The following is a 20,516-nucleotide window of genomic DNA, read 5'->3' as shown; positions in this document are numbered from 1 at the left end:
GATACACGCCAGAGACAGATTGCGATATGCCCGGCCGAGGACCAATCCGCGGGTTCCGGTCCTCAACTGTAGTCGTACCAGCCGCGGCCGGACTTGCGGCCGAGGCGGCCTTGTTCGACGAGGTTCGTGATGGCGGGGTCGGGGCGGTCGGCGTCGTCGTTAGTTTCGGCGTAGGTTGCCTGGGCAATGAAGTCGATGACGTCCAGGCCCACCATGTCCATGAGTTCGAAGGGCCCCATGGGGTGTCCGAGCGCGGTCTTGGCGGTGGTGTCGATGTCTTCGAGGGTGGCGATGCCGGCAGCGTGGAGGGAGAGGGCTTCCTTTTGGAGGGCGCCCATGAGCCGGTTGGCGACGAAGCCGGGGATCTCGCGGTTGATCAGGACGGGCTGCTTACCGAAGCGCCGGGCGAGTTCGAGGGTGGTGTCCACGGTGGCTTGCGAGGTTGCCTCATTGCGCACGACTTCCACACATTTCATCACGAGCGCGGGGTTGAAGAAGTGCATGTTGCAGACCTGATCGGGCCGGCCGCTGGCTTCGGATACTTTCGAAGAGCCGAGGGTGGAGGAGTTGGTGGCGAGGATGGCGTGGGCGGGCGTGAGTTCGCCGAGCTGGGTGAAGATGTGCTGCTTGAGCTCGAGCCGTTCGGTGGCGGCCTCGATGACGAAGTCGGCATCCGCGGCCGCGGCGGCGAGGTCGGTGCTGAAGGAGAGCCGGCCGAGGGCGGCGTCGGCGTCCGCCTGGCTGGCGCGGCCTTTGGCCACGTTGGCCTGCATCCGGGAGGTCAGCTGTTCCTTGGCCCGGGCGAGCATGTCTTCGGCGATGTCCTGGACGGTGACGCGGTAGCCGGCGAGGGCGGCGACCAGGCCGATCTGCGAGCCCATGGCGCCGGAGCCGATGACCAGAATGTGCTTGATGTTCTCAATCGAGGGGTTCATACGTTCCTTAGACTCCGGCCGTTCCGCCGCGCAGGTAGACGGTGGTGGTGTGGGTGAAGAATTCCTTGGCAGCGGCGCCCTGTTCCTTGGGGCCGTAACCTGACTTCTTTGCGCCGCCGAAGGGCACGTGGGGGTCGGCGCCGGCGGATTCGGAGTTCACGTGCAGGATGCCGACGTCCAGATCGTCGATCGCGTCCAGTGCACGGGTGACGTCCTGGGTGAACAGGGCGGTGGAGAGCCCGAACTCGCTGTCGTTGGCGAGCTCGAACGCCTGCTCCACGGTGGCGGCCCGGCGCACGGCCAGCACGGGCCCGAAGAGCTCCTCGCGCCAGACGTCGAGCTCTCGATCCGCGGGGAGTTCCAGGATGGTCGGCGGGACGAAGTAACCGGAGGCGAGGTCGCCGTCGTCGTACTTGTGGCCGCCGGCGATCAGCCGCGCGCCCTGGGAGAGCGCGGTGTCGATGCCGTCGCTGATGGACTTGCGGGCGCCGTCGTTGACCACCGGGCCCATCTGCACGGCGGGGTCGGCCGGGTCGCCGACCGCCAGCGCGTTGGCGCGCTCGGCCAGGGTGGCGAGGAATTCGTCGGCGACGGCCTCGGCCACGATGAGCCGCGAGGTGGCGGTGCACTTCTGCCCGGTAGAGCGGAACGCGCCGAGCATGACCTGTTCGGCGGCTAGTTCCAGGTCCGCGTCGGCGAGGACGACGGCGGCGTTCTTGCCGCCCATCTCGGCCTGCACCGGAACGCCGCGTCCCGCTGCCTCGGCGGCCAAACGGCGGCCCACGCCGGTGGAGCCGGTGAAGGTCAGCCCGTCCAGCGCCGGATGCTCCACGATGGAGTTGCCCATCGAACCCGGTCCGATCAGCAGGTTCAGCACGCCGGCCGGCAGCCCCGCGGAATCCAGCGCCTGGGCCAGCCGCAGCGCCAGCAGCGGCACGGTGCTCGCCGGCTTCCAGACCACGGTGTTGCCGTAGGCCAGGGCCGGGGCGATCTTCCACGCCGGGATGGCGATGGGGAAGTTGAACGGGGTGACCACGCCGACCACGCCGAGCGGCTTGCGTGTGATGAGGATCTTTTCGCCGCGCCGCGGGGAGGAGAAGATCTCGCCTGCGGTCCGGTCGCCGTCGTTCCCGTAGTAACGGAAGATCTGCGCCGCCCGCAGCACCTCGCCTTGGCCCTCGGCCCGCGTTTTGCCCTCCTCGCGGGCCAGTTCCAGTCCCCAGGCTTCCGCGTTCTGCTCAATAACGACGGCGGCGCGGAGCAGCACGGCGCCGCGCTCGTGTGCCGGGGTGCGCGCCCACTCGCGCTTGGCTGCCACGGCGGCGGTCATGGCCTGCTCCACCTCGGCCGGTCCGGCCTGCAGTCCCTGCGCGACGACTTCGTCCGGGCGCGCCGGGTTGTAGCTGGTGATGGGGGAGCCGGTGCCGGGCGCCCAGGCGCCGTCGATGTAGTGCTGAAGCTGTACCGGGAAGGTCATGCGCGCTCCTTGAAGTAGCGGAGGGAAAAAGGATGGAGGCTGCTGCCAGAAGCTGAAGGCTGCCCGGCCCGTGGAGCCCGGGCAACCTTCAGCATGCGGTTACCGGAAGGCGGGGAGGCCGGTGACCTTCTGGCCCAGGATAAGGGTGTGGACCTCGTCGGTGCCTTCATAGGTGCGCACGGATTCGAGGTTGTTGGCGTGGCGCAGCGGCGAGTAGTCCAGGGTGATGCCGTTGCCGCCGAGGATGGAGCGGCATTCGCGGGCGATCTCGATGGCTTCGCGGCAGTTGTTGAGCTTGCCCACGGAGATCTGGTGCGGCTGCAGCTGCCCGGCGTCCTTGAGCCGGCCCAGGTGCAGGGCGAGCAGGAAGCCCTTGTTGATCTCCAGCGCCATGTTGACCAGCTTTTCCTGGGTGAGCTGGTAGCCGGCCAGCGGTTTGTCGAACTGCAGGCGTTCCTTCGAGTAGTCCACGGCGGCCTGCCAGGCGTCGCGGGCCGCGCCCATGGCGCCCCAGATGATGCCGTAGCGGGCCTCGTTCAGGCACTCGAACGGGCCGCGCAGCCCCTTCGCGTCCGGCAGGACGGCGTCGGCGGGGAGTCGGACGTCGGTCAGTTCGATGTCGCACTGGATGGAGGCGCGCATGGAGAGCTTGGGTTCGATCGGGGTGGCCTTGAACCCGGCGGTTTCGGTGGGGACCACGAAGCCGCGGACGCCGTCGTCGGTCTGCGCCCAGATGATGGCGACCTTGGCCACGGAGGCGAGGCCGATCCAGCGCTTGGAGCCGTTGAGGATCCAGTCTTCGCCATCGCGGCGGGCGAAGGTCTTCATGCTGGAGGGGTCCGAACCGGCGGTGGGTTCGGTGAGGCCGAAGCAGCCGATGGCTTCGCCGGCGGCCATCTGCGGCAGCCATTCCTGCTTCTGCGCTTCGGAGCCGTGCTTGTAGATGGCGCTCATCGCCAGCGAACCCTGCACGGAGACGAAGGTGCGCAGGCCGGAATCGCCGGCTTCGAGTTCGGCGCCGGCGATGCCGTATTCCACCGCGGAGCGCCCGGCGCAGCCGTAGCCCTTCAGATGCATGCCGAGCAGGCCGAGCTTGGCCATTTCCGGCACGATTTCCAGCGGGAAGACGGCCTTTTCGTACCAGCCGGCAATGTTGGGCTTGATCGCCGAATCCACGAAGGAGCGCACGTTCTTCTGCAGCAGCCGCTCCTCCTCGGTCAGCAGGGAGTCGAGGGCAATCAGGTCATGATCCTGGGACATGGTTTTCCTTTTTTGTTCAGAGTCTAGGGACGTACGACGGCGGGGGGTCAGGCGAGTGCCGGGGCGACGGCTTCGGCGGTGGTTGCGTCGCGGCCGGCAGCGACGTCGACGATCGACTGGCGCAGGACCGCCAGTCCGTCGCGGAACAACTCGTCGCCGATGACCAGGGGCGGCAGCAGCCGGATGACGTTGCCGTAGGTGCCGCAGGTCAGGGTCAGCACGCCTTGGGCGTGGCAGCGGGCGGAGATCTCCTTGGCCAGGTCGGCCCGGGGTTCCAGCGTGCCGCGGTCGGCGAACTCGAGGGCCAGCATGGCGCCACGGCCACGGAACTCGGCGACCACGTCGGTCTCCGCGATCAGCGGTTCGAGGACTTCGCGGGCGGTGGCTTCGATGGTGCGGGCATTGGCCAGCAGCGTGCCGTCCTCGAACGCCTCGAAAACGGCCAGCGCCGCTTCGCAGGCCAGCGGGTTGCCGGCGTAGGTGCCACCGAGGCCGCCGGCGTGGACCGCGTTCATCAGGTCCGCGCGGCCGGTGACAGCGCTGAGCGGGACGCCGTCGGCCAGGGCCTTGGCGCTGAGCGTCATGTCGCCGGCGATGCCTTCGTGCTCGCTGGCGAACAGGGTGCCGGTGCGGCCCATGCCGGCCTGGATCTCGTCGATCACCAGCACGATGCCATGCCGGGTGGCGATCTCGCGCAGGCCTTTCAGGAAGCCGGGGGCGGGGACAATGAAGCCGCCCTCGCCCTGGATGGGCTCGATGACCATGGCAGCGAAGCTCTCCGCACCGTGCTCGGCCAGCGTTGCTTCGACGGAGGCGAGTGCCGGGGCGGCGACGTCCGCGCCCGAGGCGGGAACGCCGTCGTCGTTGGTTGTTGCGGTTGTAGACGCGGCGGGGCGGAGCGGGTTGGCCGAAGCGGCGCGGACCACCTCGGTGGGGAACGGGCCGAAGTTGAGCCGGTAGGGGTTCTCCTTGGCGGTCATCGCCATGGTCATCAGCGAGCGGCCGTGGTAGGCCTCGTCGAAGACCAGCACCTTGCTGCGGCCGGTGGCGGAGCGGGCGATCTTGACCGCGTTTTCCACCGCCTCGGCGCCGGTGGAGAAGAGGGCGGTGCGCTTCTCGAAGTCGCCGGGAGTGTGCTCGTTGAGCCACTTGGCCACCTGGGTGAAGGACTCGTACTCGGTGACCATGAAGCAGGTGTGCGTAAAGCGCTCCAGCTGCGCGGCCACCCGCTCGCGGACCCGCGGGTTGCTGGCGCCGATGCTGGTCACGGCGATGCCGGAGGCGAAATCGATCAGCCGGTTGCCGTCCACGTCCTGCAGGATGCCGCCGTCGGCGCGGTCGATGAAGACCGGCAGGGCGATGCCGAAGCCGTCGGTCACGTGGGCTTGGCGTTCGGCGTGCAGGGCCTGCGAACGCGGACCGGGAATGACAGTGGCCAGGTGGCGGGACTGGGGGAGCGGAGTGAGGCTGGAAGTCATGGGACAACGGTAATGTCCGTTCACGCCATTGGTCATTGGACGCTCCATCCAAAACTTTCGCCGGTGTTGGATAATCAGACCATGGTTTCCTTGGCACAGCTCAGCACCGAACTCGGTGATTCCCTACGGCGGGCTACTCCTGGAAGCGTGCCCGGTATTCAGCTCACCGGCGTGCACGTTTCCGAACTCGAGGATCCCACCGCCTACCTCGAGGGCGGCGAACTGCTGCTCACCACGGGCATTCCGCTCGGCGGCACGACCGCCACCGTTTCCGCCTACGTGGGTCGGTTGGCTGCCAAGGGCGTGGCCGGCCTTGGCCTCGGATTGGGCGAGGGGCTGGATGCAGTGCCGCCGCAATTGGTGGAGGCTTGCGCCGCTGACGGGATCGAACTGCTGGTAGTTCCCGACGGTGTCCCGTTTTTGGATGTGTCGCGCGCCTTCTGGGACTTGGCCGCCCGGAGCGGTCAGGCAGATTTAATCGCCAGCCTCGGAACGCAAACGGCACTGGCACGGGCGGCGATGCGGCAGGACGCGATTCCGTCCGTGGTGCAGGGGCTCGCCCAAGCCCTCGGGGGCTGGGCCGCGTATCTCCCGGCCGATGGCGGCGCCGCGACCATTTGGCCGGCTGGCTCCACGGCACTGCTGCCCCACCTGCGCGAGGAGACCACACGGTTGAATATGGCGGGAACGCACTCCGCAGCAACGTTCTGGCTGCACGGCACGCCGGTGGTCGAATATCCCATCCTGGTCGGACGGAAGATCGAGGGCTTTCTGGCCATCGGCTCGGGACGCACGCTAACCAAGGCGGACCGGCACATCATCATGACCGTCTGCGTGCTGCTGGCCATGAGGGCACAGCAGCAGGAAGAACTTTCCAGTACCGCCGGAGCGCTGGGATCCGCCGCCGCCAAGCTCGTAGCCCGCGGGCATACAGAGGCTGCGCGGCTACTGGCTACCGACGTGGGCCTTCCTCCACTGCCCGAGCGTGTTCGCGTCCTCGCGGTCCGGATGGACCCTGCCTCACCGGACCTAGCATCCGCGGCTTATGCGGCTACGGGCTTGGAAAGCGAGGACGGCTCCCTCCTGCCGGCGCAGTCGCTGACTGATTGTGAACTGAGATTTGCTGAGGACGGGATCGCCTACTTCCTCATCGACGCAGCCGCGCTGAGCGCGGAGATCGCAGTGGCGGGGGAGGAGGACGAAATTTACGACGGCGAGTTGCTCGCATGGGCGCAAGCTGCGGCACCAACGGCTGAGCCAGGCGCCGCCCGGAAACCTGCGTGGCCGACGTCCTCGCGGCAGGTCCAACCTGCCACCGAGACCGGCGCAGCGTGGACCGGGCCGCTGCAGCTAGCCGAGGCCGCCGGAAAATTCGCTGCCGTCCGGAGAGCCGCGCTGCTCGCGCCGGCCGGACGACTGGTGGGAACCTCAGGCGACGACGATGCCCGGGCGGACCGCTGGGCAGAGACGCTTGCCGGCTACAACCGGGCCGACCTGCTGGGGACCGTTGCCGCGTATCTGCGGCATCGCGGGCACTGGGAAGAAACCGCCCGGGCGCTGGACGTGCATCGGAACTCCCTGCGGCACCGGGTGGCCGTGGCGGAGAAACTGCTGGGGATCAGCATCGACGATCCGGACGTCGCCGCCCACTTGTGGCTCGCGCTGCGGCGGCGCGGACTCTAGCCGTCCCCGCGAAGCCACTGCAATACGCTCTCAGTGTTCCCGCCCAGAGCAGGTGGAGCGCTGGACCTCGGCTCGAAGGCCGGGGACCAGGAAATCGGATGCCGGATCTGCCGACCCACTGACTCCCCCGCGGCGTCCTGGACCTCGATCGTCGGGTTCAATCCCAGGGACTCGGCGTACTCGATGCCCTCATCGATGGAGGCAACGGGTCCGGCCGGTACACCCACGCCGACCAGCTTGTCCCGCCAGACGTCCGTGGATGCGGCAGCAAGTGCGTTTTCGAGCAGAGGGATCAACTCCGTCCGATGCTCCACACGTGAATTGTTGGTGGCGAAGCGGGCATCGTAGGCCAGCGCCGGTACCTCGATCACCTCGGTGAGCCGCCGGAATTGGCCGTCGTTGCCGCAAGCCACTGCGAGAGGTCCGTCGGCACATTCAAGAAGCTGGTAGGGAACGATCGACGGATGCTCGTTGCCCATCCGCTTCGGTACCTTGCCGGCGCCCAGGTAGGCCTGGGCCTGGTTGGCCAGAGCACCCTGCAGGCTGGAGAGCAAGTTCACCTCCAGATGACTGCCGCGTCCAGACGCAGGCCGCGCGTTGAGCGCTGCAAGAATGCCGATGGTCGCGTCCTTGGCTGTCAGCACGTCCACCAGCGCGACGCCGGCCTTATACGGGGCACCGTCCGCCTCGCCCGTGATGCTCATCAGCCCGCCCAATGCCTGGACGATGAAGTCGTACCCGGGCAGGTCCGCTCCACCCGCAGAGCCGAAACCCGAGATGGAGGCGTAGACCAGTCCCGGGTTCTCCGCCGCCAGTTCCTCGTAACCAAGACCAAGTTTCGCCATACCGCCGGGCTTGAAGTTCTCAACCAGCACGTCGGCTCGCCGCGCCAGTTCCCGCGCCAGCTCCAGGTCTTCCGGGCTGGACAGGTCCAGGCAGACGGATTCCTTGTTGCGATTTACGCTTTCGAAGTAGGTGGCGCCGGTAGGGGAGTATGGCGGGCCCCAGCTTCGCGTATCGTCTCCCGTGCCCGGCCGCTCCACCTTGATGACCCTGGCTCCGAGATCGGCCAGCGTCATCGTGGCGAGCGGCCCGGCGAGGACGCGGGAAAAGTCGGCGACGAGTATTCCGTCCAAGGGCCGTTGTGGTGATGACGGCGGGAGACTGGGCTGGGTTGGCATTGAAACCCTTTCGAACGGGAAACAACCGGCGCAGCCGCGACGGTTACGGGACTGGTGTCCAGTGTAGGAAGGGCTATCGGGAACCAGCATCGGATATCCCATCCAGGCCTTAGATGGTTTGCACAACGGAGACGTGCTCCCCTGTTGCTGTCCTGGGCCAGTGGCCGGACTAGGATTTTGCCCATGCAGGACGCGCAGGTTCCCCCTGATTGTGCGGGGCGGCTGGACGGGGCGGACGCAGAGAGCCTCGCCGCGCAGGCCATTCTGGCGCGCCTGCAGGATCTGGCGCCGCTGCTCGGCCGGGACACGGACGGCGACCGCATCGAACCCAAGTCCCCGTTGTTCCTACTCGATGAGCGGTTCGCCCCCTCCCATAACGTCAGCCGGATAGTCCGGCAGTCACTGGCCGCTGTCACGGACAACGCCAACGCGCTGCGGCGGCTGATGTTCGTCGAAGACTCCGGTGGCCTTGTCTATTACCGACAGAACACGCATGCGCCGTATTCGCTGGTGCGCACCATCATCGAGTGCGCGACGACGGTCCTTTGGGCGCTGCTGCCGGAAGACGGGCGCGAACGCTCCCGCCGGAGCCTGGTGCTCATTGCCCGGGAGGTTTTCAACGCCTCGTCCTTCTGGGACGCCTATCTGGAAGAGTTCCGTCCCGGGGAGCATGCGCGCGCTGTGGAGTACTTCGACGGACTGCGCCAAGCCGTCAATGACGCGGCGCACTCGATGGGGCTGCCGCCGGTCTTCAGCCGGAAGGCGAGCGGCAACTGGGGTTACGCCACGAAGAACCGCACGCAGACGGCCATCCTGAAGGACCTGCGTGCCGACGGCGATGTGCCGGCCGAGCTGATCTTTGTCTGGCAGTTTTGCAGCGGGTACTCCCATGGGCTGGAGTGGGCCGCTTCCATCGGAAACAGCTATCCCGACCCCGGCCGTGAGCCTGGGCCGGAGCAACTTTCTGCCGGGAGCATGGAGCAGCTCCGCCGGATCTGCGACGCAGCCTTCGACCTCGTTCCCCGTGCCTGGGGAGTCTACGATCTGAGCCGCCGCGCCTGGCCCTTGCTCTGAGCGTCAGGGAGCGAAAAGGAAAATATAGCGGAAACGAAGCTTTTCGCTCGACCGTCTTGAGTTACGCTCCGGGTGATTATCGTGCCCGTTGCCTTGGAAATACCTTGATTTCGAGCGGGAAAACTTCCTCCGATTCCTTCATGCGCAAAGATCGCGGTTTTTACCCCTTGCCAGATTAAACATTCATTAGTAGGGTTTTTCCGTGATGGCGGTCACGTTAGGTGTATCACTGCGGGGAATGGGGTTCCGCGTTGACGTATTGACCGCTTCTAACCGACTTACTGCTTTGACTCACCGTTCAAGAAGGAGAGCAATGTCTGCCGAAATGACGAAGCCCGCTGGGGAGGCCGGCATCGATGAAGATGCCGCGCACCTTGCCAGCCTTGGCTATTCGTACGATCAGCAATTCAAGCGCGAAATGACGTTCTGGGGCAACGTGTCCTTGGGCTTCACCTATTTGTCCCCCGTTGTTGGTATCTATTCGCTGTTCGCGGCTTCGCTGGGCATCGCCGGGCCGCCCATGTTCTGGTCGCTGATCATCGTTGGCATCGGTCAGCTGCTGGTCGCCACGGTCTTCGGCGAAGTCGTTTCCAACTACCCGGTGGCCGGCGGCGTCTACCCCTGGTCCCGTCGCCTCTGGGGCCGCAAATGGGGCTGGATGAACGGCTGGGTATACCTGTGCGCCTTGCTGGCAACCATCGCCAGCGTTGCCTACGGCGCCGGGCCCTTCCTTAGCTCGCTGCTGGGGATGGAGAGCAGCGTCAACTCCGTGATCATGGCGGCCCTGGCCGTCATCCTGCTGGCCACCGTGCTGAATCTCGGCGGTACTAAAGTCTTGAACAAGGTGGCCATGCTCGGCCTGCTCGCCGAACTGGGTGGCGCTCTGGTGGTTGGCATCTGGCTGATGGTAGCGGCCCGCGAACACGATCTGGGTGTTCTGTTCCAGAGCTTTGGGGCAGGCGAAGGCAGCAACTACTTCATCGCCTTTGCGGCGGCCGGCCTCATCGGCATCTACCAGTACTACGGCTTCGAGGCCTGCGGCGACGTCGCCGAAGAAGTCCCGAACCCCGGCCGCACCATCCCCAAGGCCATGCGCATGACCATCTACATCGGTGGCTTCGCTGCGATGTTCGTCTGCCTGTCACTGATCCTTGCCGTTCCCGACTTCGGCGCAGTTATCAGCGGTGCCGACGCCGATCCGGTCGGCAACGTACTGCTCTCGGCCTTCGGACCGGTCGGATTCAAGGTAGTGCTCGCCGTCGTACTCATCTCCTTTGTCTCCTGCGTCCTGAGCCTGCAGGCGGCGTCCTCCCGCCTGGCCTATTCGATGGCCCGCGACGGGATCCTTCCGGCCAGCAAACTGCTCAGCAAGTTCAGCGAATCCCGCCACGTTCCGCCGTATGCCCTGCTGCTGGCCGGCCTGGTTCCGGCACTGATCGTGATCGGCTCCAAGGTTTCCGAGGATGCCCTGATCACCATCATTTCCTTCGCCGCCATGGGTATGTACATGGGCTTCCAGATGGTGGTGCTCGCCGCGCTGCGTGCACGGCTCAAGGGCTGGAAGCCGCGCGGCGCCTTCCAGCTGGGCGCCTGGGGCACCCCGGTCTACGTGGCCGCACTGGCCTGGGGCGTGCTCGGCATGGTGAACATGGCCTGGCCGCGGACCCCGGAAGCCGGCTGGTTCTCCAACTACATTGTGCTGATCTCGGCGGTCGGCGTCGTCGTTATCGGCCTGGTCTACATGGCGTGGAAGAAGCCCTACCTCAAGGGTGACGCACCCTTCGGGGATGCGGTCCCCTCCGCGCCAGCACATTCCCTCAAGCCCTGACGCGGTTGCCGCGCCCTTCAGTTCCATCAGCAAAGAAAGAAACAGGTTCCACATCATGAGTACGCCTACCGTCCAGGTTCCCTACCTGAACATCTCGGATCCGTCGTTCGCCATGCAGTCCGAAGAGCTGCGCGCAGCCCGGGAGCAGAGTTGGTACGCACGGACCAACTACGGCATTGCCGTGCTGCGGTATGACGAGGTCAGCAAGCTGCTCAAGAGCCCCAAGCTCTCGCAGGGCAGCGCCAAGTGGCCGGCGCACAACGGCGTCCACGGCGGGCTTTTCTACGACTGGTGGACCAGGAACCTGCTGGTACTGGAGGGCGAGGACCACCACCGGATCCGCCGCCTGCTCAACCCGGCCTTCTCTCCCCGGCTGATCAAGGATCTGGTGCCGCGCTTCCAGATGCTGGCGAACGAGCTGATCGACGCCTTCATCGACAAGGGTGAATGCGAGTTCATCCGGGACTTCGCCGAACCCTACGCGACGCGGGTGCTGACCATCCTGCTGGGCATTCCGGAAAGCGAATGGCCGACGATCGCCAGGCTGGCCTCCACCGTTGGACTGGCGCTGGGCGTGACCTTCAAGCAGGACCTCGAGAAGGTAGACGCGGCGGTTGCCGAGCTCTACGAATATGCCGAGGGGCTGATCAAGGACCGCCAGGCCAAGCCGGGCGAGGACTTCGTCAGCCGACTGGTACTGGCCAACCGCGACGGCGACCGGCTCAGCGACGAGGAGCTGCGCAACGCACTGGTGCTGCTGATCTTCGGCGGCATGGACACCACGCGCAACCAGCTCGGACTGGCCATGCAGTCCTTCATGCACAACCCGGAGCAGTGGGAGCTGCTGGCTGAACGTCCGGACCTGGGCGGCAAGGCCGTCGAGGAAGTCATGCGGATCAACCCCACGGTCACTTGGGTGACGCGGGAAGCAGTCGAGGACTTCACCTACCAGGACCTGTTCATCGAAAAGGGCACCACAGTCCACCTGTTCACGCAGTCATCGGGCACCGACCCGAAGGCTTTCCCGAACCCGGAGATGGACCTGCTCGGCGAGCACGCTCCGCATTACGGATTCGGCGGCGGCGTTCACCACTGCCTGGGGCACTTTGTGGCCCGCGCGGACATGAGCGAGGCGTTGCCGCTGCTGGCCAGCCGCATTGCCCAGCCGCACCTGACCGGCGGGGACGAGTGGCTGCCGGACTCGGGCAACACCGGTCCGATCCGCCTGCCCATCGGCTTCACCAAGCGGTCCTAGCGGCCCTGGAAACCTGCAGACATTTTAGGAAGGACACCACTGATGAAGACCATCGACGTAGACCGCAGCCTCTGTGACAACCACGGCCAGTGCGCCATCGCCGCGCCGGATGTATTCCGGATGAATGCCGACGGCGAACTCGAGTACGAGGCAACTTTCGACGACGGACTGCTGGACGAGGTGGAGGAAGCCATCGACGTCTGCCCGGTCCAGGCCATCTTCCTCAAGGACTGACATGAGCCGCAGAATAGTCATCGCCGGAGCCTCGATGGGAGGACTGCGCGCCGCCGAACAGCTGCGCGCGGCCGGCTGGGAGGAAGAGATCGTCGTCGTTGGCGATGAGATCCACCCGCCCTATAACCGGCCCCCGCTGTCCAAGGACCTGCTCGCCGCACCCGGTTCCCGCGAGGAAGCGCTTGCCGCGGTACAACTTCGGCAACGCCGCACGGCCACCGACATCCAGTGGCGGCTCGGCTCCGCGGTTGTCGCGGCGGATCTGGCGGCGCGCACCCTGACGCTGGGCACCAGGGAAGAGCTGGCCTACGACGGATTGGTGGTTGCCACCGGTCTCCGGCCACGTCGGGTGCCGGTTCCCGGACCCACTGCCGGCCGCCATGTGATCCGCCGTCTTGAGGACACCTTGGCGTTGCACGGCGAGCTTAAGCCCAAAACCAGGGTGGCGGTGATCGGCGCCGGTTTCATCGGCTGCGAGGCTGCGGCGACCGCGGCCGGTCTGGGCTGCCAGGTCACGCTCATCGAGGGGACCGGTGGCCCGATGGAGCGCCCGCTCGGTCACGAACTGAGTGCCGGTATCCGCACCTTCCTCCAGACGCACGGCATTGACTGTGTGCCCGGCAAACGGGTCACCGAGTTCCTCGACATGCCCGGAACCTACACCGAAGGCGCCGGCCGCTGTGCAGGTGTCCGGCTCGAGGACGGCACGGAAGTAGCCGCCGACGTCGTTATTGAGGCCGTCGGCTCGCTCCCGAACGTCGAGTGGCTGGCGGGAAACGGGCTGGACCTCAGCGACGGCGTGCTCTGCGACGAACACCTCCAGGTGCTCGGAGCGGATCACGTGGTTGCGGTGGGCGACGTAGCTCGGTACCCGGACCGCCGCGCCGGAGGACCTGCCCGCCGCGTCGAGCATTGGGCCACTCCGGCGGATACGGCCAAAATCGCCGCGCCAGCACTGGTGGCGGCCCTCACGGGCGACGTTGTTCCCGAGCCGGCGGCACCGTTGCCGTCTTTCTGGACCGACATCTTCAAGACTCGGGTCCAAGGGGTGGGCAGCCCCGCTCTGGCCGACACCATCGAGGTTCTCGAGGGCGACCCCTCCCGCCCCTGGGAGGGAACCGCCCTGACCTACTACCGCGACGGCCGGCTGATCGGCGCGGTGACCGCCGCCCTGCCTGCCGACCGCCAACTGCACTACCGCAAGCTCGTGAACGAATCCGGCATCCCCGCCGGCGCCGACCTGGCTGCCGTCTGACCGGCTTCGCACACTGACGAGAAAGAAGACCATCATGACGCTCACCCCCGTGCGGCCCGACCTGGCCGCCAACGACCTGCAACAATCCCTCAAGGACCGCGGCGCCTTCGCGCGGCACCAGGAGCGCAACCTGCGTCCGGAAACTGTGCGCGACCTCGGCCGCAAGATCGAGGAGGCCGGCGTCGAGTACGTGTACTACGCGCTGCCGACCATCGGCTCCCGCATGGTGGCCAAGATGGTCCCGGCCAACCATTTCAAGCGGAATCTGGAAAAGGGCATCTGCTTCCACCGGACGGCGCTGTCCGACCTGCAGAATGACCGCCACGGCAACCTGATCGGCGGCGGCATCGAGGCGCGCGAGTTCTGGGCACTGCCGGAGCCCGATACGTTCGTGGTGCTGCCGTGGGATACCTCGGTAGCGCGGATCTTCTGCACGGCCTACGAGCCCCCGCACCTGCCGGAGGTCGGCGGCCGCCTGCTGCCGATCGACACCCGCTCCCTGCTGATCCGCTCGCACGAAGCCTTCACCGCCCGCACCGGCTTCGAGGTCCGCTCCGGAACCGAACCGGAGATGACCTGGGAGGGCCCCGGCCTCGACGTGGTCAAGAAGCCCGGCAGCAGCCCGGCCTATCAGGTGGAGAACCTGGAGCGGATGCGTCCGATCTACAAGAAGCTGGTCACCTACGCCAAGGCGATGGGCCTGGACATGATAGAGGGTGATTACGAAGACGACGGCCAGCTCGAGCTCAACTGGATGTACGACCGGGTGGAAAACACCGCGGACCGGCTGGTCACCTACCGCCAGATCTGCAAGCAGGTTGCCCGCGAGTTCGGCGTCACCGCCAGCTTCATGCCCAAGCCGTACAACGGCCAGATGGGCAACGGCTGCCACCACAACCTGAGCCTCTGGGACGGCAACACCAACGTCATCGAGGACGACGGCAGGGTGGAACTGCACGTTTCCCAGACGGCGAAGCACGCCATCGGCGGCCTGCTCACGCACGCCCCCGGCTCGATGGCGGTCATGGCCAGCACCGTGAATTCCTACAAGCGGTTCTGGGACGCCGGCCAGTTCGCTCCCAGCACGGCAAACTGGGGCCTGGACAGCCGCGGCTGCCTGGTGCGCATCTCCTCCAACGGCCGGATGGAGTACAGGGTCCCGGACGCCGCCGTGAACCCGTACCTGTCCCATACGCTGCTCATCGCCGCAATGGAGGACGGTCTGAACCGCCGGCTGGACCCCGGGATGCCCGACGACGGTGGTGCGGACGTTCCGGCCCTCGGCGGCCAGCTCCCGCTCACCCTGGGCGACGCGATAGACGCCTTCGTCTCGGACACCTACCTCACCTCGGCGCTGCCGGCGGACCTGGTATCGATCTACACGCAGCTGAAGCAGGAGGAATGGGCCCGCTACTGCGGCGCCATCACCGAATGGGACCGCGAGATGTACTGGGAGACCATTCCGTGAGCCGCGTCGAGACTCTTTCAACGGGCATCCTCCGCCTGGCCTGTATCGACTCCGAGGCGCCGCCGCTGTTCAACCTGGTTGACGACGCCGGCAAACGCCGCGGGTACGAGCCGGAGGCGGCCGAGCTGGTCGCCTCCGTGCTCGGCCTGCGCATCGAATGGGCCTACCTCGACTGGGACGACATGCTGACCGCCGTCCGCGACCACCGCGTGGATGCGGTCTGGTGCGGCCAGGGCATCATCCCCGAACGCCAGGCCGTGGTGAACTTCACCGACCCGTACGCCGTGTTCGACGAGACAGTGCTGGTGCGCAAGGGCGATCCGGCCCGTTCTCCGGAGGACCTGGCCGGCTACAAGGTCGCGGCCATCGAAGGCAGCGCCAACATGAGACTGGCCGTCACCTTCGAGGGAGCCGAACCGGTTGCCTTCACCGGCGCGGACGTGTTCGGCGACATGCTGGCGGCCCTGCGCAACGGGGAGGTGGATGCCATGGTGGACGACGACGTCGTGACCGTGCCGCTTGGGGCGGACCCGGCGTACGATGTCGCTTTTACGCACCCCACGGGTAACCGGTGGGGGATCGGTGTGGCCAAGGACAACCCCTTCCTGCTGGCCGAACTCAACACGGCACTGGCAACGGTGGTGGCGGACGGGCGGCTGGAGCGGATCTGGTCCAAGTGGATGCCGCACTTGCCGTACCCGCTGGCGGCGGAGGTAGCCGCATGAGCCGCCCCTTGATCGGAGTTCCGGGCATGTGGTCCAACTCCGTCCACGGACTGCGCTTTGATGGCGTTGCCGTGGCGGCCAAGGTGCTGCGCTCTATCGTAGCTGCCGGCGGGGAACCGGTCATCATGTTCCCCGGAGGCGGTGAGAGCGCCGCCGAGCAGGTTGCCCGTTTCGACGGCGTACTGCTTCCCGGCGGCGCCGACGTGGCGCCCGAGCTCTACGGAGCAGAACCGGACGAACATTATTGGCCCACCGACTACTCTGGGCAGGACGCGTATGAATCGGCCGTCATGGCCGCCTGCATTGAAGCGGAAGTGCCGCTGCTGGCGATCTGCCGCGGCCTGCAGCTGCTCAACGTATCCCGGGGCGGGACCCTGCTTCAGCATCTGGAACCAGGAACCGTGCAGCATAAGGATGCGATACATCCGGTTGCGGTTTCGGAAGGGTCATTGCTGGCAACCGTGATTGGCAGCGGGCAGGTGGATGTCTCCTCGTACCACCACCAGGCCGTGGGTGTGCTCGGTGAAGGACTGGAGGTAACGGCGACGGCAGCGGACGGCGTGGTGGAAGCGCTCGAAGTGCCGGGAGCTGCCATGCTCGCAGTCCAGTGGCACCCGGAAGACACCGCAGAGACCAATCCCGCGGACCATGCGCTGTTCGTTTGGGTTGTCGACGCGGCCAGGCAGCGCCGTGACGCGGCTGCCGCGGCGGAACTGGCAGGTGCCCGGTGAGCGGGCTGCGGGTCAACCCCGCGGATGTGGTTCCCGCCGCCTTCGGCGACCTGCCCGCGGGTGCGCCGCGCGTCGCCGTCGTTGTTTCACTGACGTTCCCCGGGATGACCCAGCAGACCCTGGAACTGATGGAGCGGTTTACACGTGTCGCGTTTGAAACACTGCTGGCAGCCGGTGCTAGGGCCGAGCTGGTGGACAGCGCGGCGGAGCACCTGACTCCGGAAGCGGAGCTGGCGAAGTACGACGGAGTTCTCTTCCTGGGCGGCGGCGACGTGGATGCGTCGCTGTATGGCCACACCGGGCCGGTGGCGAACTCCTACGGAGTCGATCTGCGGGCGGACCAGTACTGCGTGGAACTGATCCGCGGTGTGCTGGAGCGGGACCAGCCGTTGCTCGCCATCTGCCGGGGGTCGCAGCTGCTGAACGTAGCCTGCGGCGGCACGCTGATTCCTGATCTGGACCCCTGGCATCTGCACCGCGGGGGACCGGGACAACCGATGTTCCTGGACGAGAAGGTGAACCTGGCTCCGGGCTCGAAGGTGGCGGCCATCCTTGGCCGTCCCGCGGTGACCGTGCGCTCGGGGCATCATCAGGCGGTGGGAACCGTGGCAGCTGAACTGAACGTTGCCGCTCTGGCGCAGGACGGCGTGGTTGAAGGTACGGAGCATCCGGGCAAGACCTGGGTGGTCGGCGTGCAATGGCATCCGGAGGACTCGGACGGGGACGCGAATGATCGATCCCTGTTGTTCGAAGAGTTCGTGCGCCAAAGCAGGCTGAATCCGGCGGCTGCGCCCGGCAGGCCGCAGGAGCCGGCCAACGCCTGATCAGTTGATCTGCGCGGTCATCCGGCCGCGCAGATCAGGTGCAGGTTCAGGTTGGGGACGTTCAACGGTATGAAGCAGAATCCTTCCGGTGCTTCCTTGATCCGTTCCCCGACGATGAAACGTCCGGAGTTGCCCAGGATCACGCGGTTCTGGCCATTCAGGATGGCCGCATCTCCAGGAATCCGGCGGACGATCGGAATGAACTTGTTTTCGATGTCGCGGATCCGGATGTCACAGCCCGTCACACCAATGAAGGATCCGTGGACGTAGGTTGGCACGGCATGGGTCATGATGTATTCGTCGAAACCGAGATAGTCGACATAGGGGCCAGCAACGGATTGCCTGCCGGTCTTGGCTGCGATGGAAAACCAGGGGAGCTGCTCATAGTCGTAAAACCGTTCGCCCTCGGGGGCTAAATCAAAATCCAGTTTCTCGATATTTCCCGAATCAGTTCTGAACCACCATTCCAATACTCCCTCGGCGTCTTTGATTGCCGAAATCGAGAAGATTACTCCCGCGCCGACAACAATGTCGTGGGAATTGAGGAATGCGGTGGATATTTCACGTAATCCGGTAATATCTTTAGGTGATATTTTTATGCCTGCGGGAATTTTTGCTTCGAGCTGTTTTTCCACCGTATGAGCGGCGTCGTACAGGTCCTGGTACAGCTCATTGAGCCATGCCTCGATGGCCGACGCACTGCTGATGGCGCGGGGTGAGGCGGGCGCGGTCATGGGATCTCCTGTTCATCGCCTGCGTGGGCAAGCGTGAGCTTGGTGTCAATGAGGTGGTAGGTGTTCCGCCGGATATGTTCGACAACCAGGCGCTGGGCGTTGTCTGGTTCGTCCGCCCTGATCGCATCGACAATCCGCACATGCTCACGGGCGGCCGTAACGGGGTCGAACCCACCCGCGATCGGGCTCCACAGAAGCTGACCGACCTCGGACTGCAGGCGGATCTCCAGGCTGGTGAGCCGCGGAGACTGGGCAACCACGGCCAGCTCAATGTGGAAGCGGCTGTCTGATCGCGCCTGGGTCTCGGGGGAATCGGCTCCGGCCAGTGCTTTGGCCAGCTGTTCCAGCCGGTCCAGATCCTTAGGATGTGCACGATCGCATGCCAGGCGGGCCGCTGCTGCGGCCACAGCGGTTTGCTCGTCGCCGAGATCCCGTAGGTCGGCAATGGAAGTGTCCCGGAGATATTTCCGCAACTGCTGTTCCTGGGCCGCCGGTGACTTCACCACAAACGTTCCGCCGTTCCGGCCCCGGCGTGTTTCAACTACGCCCCGCTCCCTGAGTTCAGCGAGGGCTTCACGAAGGGTTGCTCCAGCTACGCCGAACATATCGGAAAGCTCGGACTCCACCGGCAGCCGTTCGCCGACGCGGAGCATGCCCAAGGCAATGGCCGTGGATATCCTCTGGACTATCGCCTCGGACCGTTCCTTTTCGGGCAGGGAGCGATAAATCTGGGACTGCAACGCCGGCGGTGATGCCACGATTCTCTCCCTTCCGCGGAGCGACAACTGAATGTCGGGTTTCCGACGAATCACATATGGTGCATTCTACTTTACGGTCGCTGCTGTATATCATCTATTCGGCGGAGAAGGACATATCAAGAAATGTCTCGAATCTGCTGGATATGAAGTCGTCTTGCCGATATTTTTGAAAGCATGACTTACTACAAGAGTATAAATCCTGCTACCGGCGAATCGCTGCAGGAATTCGCGGCCGCGGGCGATGAAGAAATATCCGGGTCACTCAAGAAAGCACAGACCGCCTACGACTCATGGCGGCAGAGTGCCATTCCGGAGCGAACTGCCGTGCTGCTGCGTGTGGCCGAACTGTACCGGGACCGTCGGGATGAGCTGGCCAGAATCATCAGCCTGGAAATGGGAAAGCCGGTCAGCCAGGCCAAGGGCGAAGTCGGGCTGGTCGCGGATATTTACGAGTACTACGCAACCGAAGGTCCGACGTTCATGGAAGACGAGGTGCTGACCGTCCGCGGCGGCGGAGAGGCCGTTGTCCGTTCGGCACCGGTCGGAGTGCTGCTCGGCATCATGCCGTGGAACTATCCGTACTACCAGGTGGCCCGGTTTGCCGCTCCGAACCTGATGCTGGGAAACACGATCCTGCTCAAACATGCGCGCAACTGCCCGCAGTCGGCGCTCGTGATGGAGGAGATCTTCCGTGACGCCGGGTTGCTCGACGGTGCCTACGTCAACATTTTTGCGACCAATGAGCAGGTCGCTGAAATCATCGCTGATCCCCGCGTCCAGGGCGTCTCCCTGACGGGCAGTGAGCGTGCAGGGTCCGCGGTAGCGGAGGTGGCTGGCCGCCATCTTAAGAAGTATGTGCTTGAGCTGGGTGGAAGCGATCCGTTCATTGTGCTGGACTCCGATGACCTGGACGCAACCGTCAAGGCTGCAGTCGGCGGGCGCATGAGCAACGCCGGCCAGGCCTGCACTGCCTCCAAGCGGTTCATCATCGTCGAGGACCTCTATGAAGAATTCGTGGATAAATTCACCGAGCGGATGGCACGGATCAAGCCGGGTGACCCGCTGAAGCCCGAAACGCGCTTCGGCCCGCTGTCATCGGAGGCTGCCGCCGAAGAACTGATCGAACAGGTTCAGGATGCGGTGGGCAAGGGGGCTGAACTGCTCACGGGCGGCAAACTTGTCGAAGGACCGGGAGCGTACGTGGAACCGACTGTGCTTACCGGCGTGAAGCCCGGCATGCGCGCCTACTCGGAAGAGCTCTTTGGCCCCGCCGCCGTCATCTACAAGGTTCGGGATGCCGAGGAGGCCATCGAACTGGCGAACGGGTCGCCCTATGGTCTCGGCGGAGCCGTATTCAGCGTTGATGTAAAAAAGGCCAAGGAAGTTGCCGACCGGTTGGACACCGGCATGGTGTTTATCAATTCTGTGGCAGATTCACAGCCTGATTTGCCTTTCGGCGGTGTCAAACGCTCCGGCGTTGGCCGCGAGCTGGCCGAGTACGGCATGGCCGAATTCGTGAACAAGAAGCTGATCCGGGTGCCTGCCGCAGGTTAGGAAGGGCCGCAGCAGCTGCCTTCCAGTGGGGCCTGCCGAGGGCAAACGTCCAGTGTGACTAT

18 protein-coding genes are annotated in these 20,516 nt (G+C 65.5%); 11 read left to right on the top strand and 7 right to left on the bottom strand.

The annotated features are described in order from the left end of the window. Positions 1–62: 62 nt before the first annotated feature. From AC3A4M_RS14150 to AC3A4M_RS14135, 4 genes are all read right to left on the bottom strand, one after another. The gene (locus AC3A4M_RS14150; protein ID WP_498736348.1) at positions 63–935 is read right to left on the bottom strand and encodes a 3-hydroxyacyl-CoA dehydrogenase family protein; all 873 of its coding nucleotides are present in this window, start codon (positions 933–935) and stop codon (positions 63–65) included. Between the two features lie 7 nt (positions 936–942). After that, complete coding sequence (locus tag AC3A4M_RS14145; protein WP_498736347.1) at positions 943–2,412, bottom strand: aldehyde dehydrogenase family protein; 1,470 nt, start codon at positions 2,410–2,412, stop codon at positions 943–945. Between the two features lie 99 nt (positions 2,413–2,511). Beyond that, the gene (locus tag AC3A4M_RS14140; RefSeq protein ID WP_498736346.1) at positions 2,512–3,672 is read right to left on the bottom strand and encodes an acyl-CoA dehydrogenase family protein; all 1,161 of its coding nucleotides are present in this window, start codon (positions 3,670–3,672) and stop codon (positions 2,512–2,514) included. A gap of 47 nt (positions 3,673–3,719) precedes the next feature. Beyond that, positions 3,720–5,150 (bottom strand): aminotransferase class III-fold pyridoxal phosphate-dependent enzyme, encoded by a 1,431-nt coding sequence (locus tag AC3A4M_RS14135; RefSeq protein ID WP_498736345.1) that lies wholly within the window; start codon positions 5,148–5,150, stop codon positions 3,720–3,722. 81 nt (positions 5,151–5,231) lie between these two features. On the opposite strand from AC3A4M_RS14135, the gene AC3A4M_RS14130 reads away from it, so the two are divergent. Next, the gene (locus tag AC3A4M_RS14130; protein ID WP_498736344.1) at positions 5,232–6,833 is read left to right on the top strand and encodes a PucR family transcriptional regulator ligand-binding domain-containing protein; all 1,602 of its coding nucleotides are present in this window, start codon (positions 5,232–5,234) and stop codon (positions 6,831–6,833) included. Here AC3A4M_RS14130 and AC3A4M_RS14125 read toward each other — a convergent pair. Then, positions 6,830–8,014, bottom strand: a complete 1,185-nt coding sequence (locus AC3A4M_RS14125) for a CaiB/BaiF CoA transferase family protein (RefSeq protein WP_498736343.1) — start codon at positions 8,012–8,014, stop codon at positions 6,830–6,832. The genes AC3A4M_RS14130 and AC3A4M_RS14125 overlap by 4 nt on opposite strands. Positions 8,015–8,197: 183 nt before the next feature. Here AC3A4M_RS14125 and AC3A4M_RS14120 point away from each other — a divergent pair, with 183 nt between their 5' ends. The 9 genes from AC3A4M_RS14120 (at position 8,198) to AC3A4M_RS14080 (ending at position 17,408) form a co-directional block, all read left to right on the top strand. Then, the gene (locus tag AC3A4M_RS14120; protein ID WP_498736342.1) at positions 8,198–9,088 is read left to right on the top strand and encodes a hypothetical protein; all 891 of its coding nucleotides are present in this window, start codon (positions 8,198–8,200) and stop codon (positions 9,086–9,088) included. Positions 9,089–9,401: 313 nt separating this feature from the next. Continuing rightward, positions 9,402–10,916: an APC family permease gene (locus tag AC3A4M_RS14115; RefSeq protein ID WP_498736341.1), complete on the top strand. Its 1,515-nt coding sequence runs from the start codon at positions 9,402–9,404 to the stop codon at positions 10,914–10,916. A 55-nt stretch (positions 10,917–10,971) separates the two neighbouring features. Next, on the top strand, positions 10,972–12,171 hold the full coding sequence (locus AC3A4M_RS14110; protein WP_498736340.1) for a cytochrome P450: 1,200 nt from the start codon (positions 10,972–10,974) through the stop codon (positions 12,169–12,171). A gap of 42 nt (positions 12,172–12,213) precedes the next feature. Next, positions 12,214–12,405 (top strand): ferredoxin, encoded by a 192-nt coding sequence (locus tag AC3A4M_RS14105; protein ID WP_074699483.1) that lies wholly within the window; start codon positions 12,214–12,216, stop codon positions 12,403–12,405. A 1-nt stretch (position 12,406) separates the two neighbouring features. Beyond that, on the top strand, positions 12,407–13,660 hold the full coding sequence (locus AC3A4M_RS14100; protein ID WP_498736339.1) for an NAD(P)/FAD-dependent oxidoreductase: 1,254 nt from the start codon (positions 12,407–12,409) through the stop codon (positions 13,658–13,660). Positions 13,661–13,694: 34 nt separating this feature from the next. Further along, positions 13,695–15,128 (top strand): glutamine synthetase family protein, encoded by a 1,434-nt coding sequence (locus AC3A4M_RS14095; protein WP_498736338.1) that lies wholly within the window; start codon positions 13,695–13,697, stop codon positions 15,126–15,128. Beyond that, positions 15,125–15,853, top strand: a complete 729-nt coding sequence (locus AC3A4M_RS14090; protein ID WP_498736337.1) for an ABC transporter substrate-binding protein — start codon at positions 15,125–15,127, stop codon at positions 15,851–15,853. The genes AC3A4M_RS14095 and AC3A4M_RS14090 overlap by 4 nt, the downstream gene beginning before the upstream one ends. Then, positions 15,850–16,584 (top strand): gamma-glutamyl-gamma-aminobutyrate hydrolase family protein, encoded by a 735-nt coding sequence (locus tag AC3A4M_RS14085; RefSeq protein WP_498736336.1) that lies wholly within the window; start codon positions 15,850–15,852, stop codon positions 16,582–16,584. The genes AC3A4M_RS14090 and AC3A4M_RS14085 overlap by 4 nt, the downstream gene beginning before the upstream one ends. Continuing rightward, positions 16,581–17,408 carry a gamma-glutamyl-gamma-aminobutyrate hydrolase family protein gene (locus tag AC3A4M_RS14080; protein ID WP_498736335.1) on the top strand — a complete coding sequence of 276 codons (828 nt, stop codon included), beginning with the start codon at positions 16,581–16,583 and terminating at the stop codon, positions 17,406–17,408. Before AC3A4M_RS14085 ends, AC3A4M_RS14080 begins: the two co-directional genes overlap by 4 nt. A 17-nt stretch (positions 17,409–17,425) precedes the next feature. Here the strand turns inward: AC3A4M_RS14080 and AC3A4M_RS14075 are convergent, their stop codons facing one another. After that, a complete protein-coding gene (locus tag AC3A4M_RS14075) occupies positions 17,426–18,142 on the bottom strand; it encodes a cache domain-containing protein (protein ID WP_498736334.1) in 717 nt (238 codons plus the stop codon). Then, entirely contained in the window at positions 18,139–18,900 is a 762-nt protein-coding gene (locus AC3A4M_RS14070; protein WP_498736333.1) for a FadR/GntR family transcriptional regulator, read from the bottom strand. Before AC3A4M_RS14070 ends, AC3A4M_RS14075 begins: the two co-directional genes overlap by 4 nt. 174 nt (positions 18,901–19,074) lie before the next feature. On the opposite strand from AC3A4M_RS14070, the gene AC3A4M_RS14065 reads away from it, so the two are divergent. Then, entirely contained in the window at positions 19,075–20,454 is a 1,380-nt protein-coding gene (locus tag AC3A4M_RS14065; RefSeq protein ID WP_498736332.1) for an NAD-dependent succinate-semialdehyde dehydrogenase, read from the top strand. Positions 20,455–20,516: the final 62 nt, after the last annotated feature.

The sequence above is a fragment of the Arthrobacter sp. Soil_C_60 genome (assembly GCF_057656375.1).
Note: the sequence above shows the minus strand (reverse complement) of the source record. Positions and strands in the feature narration are given on the sequence as shown.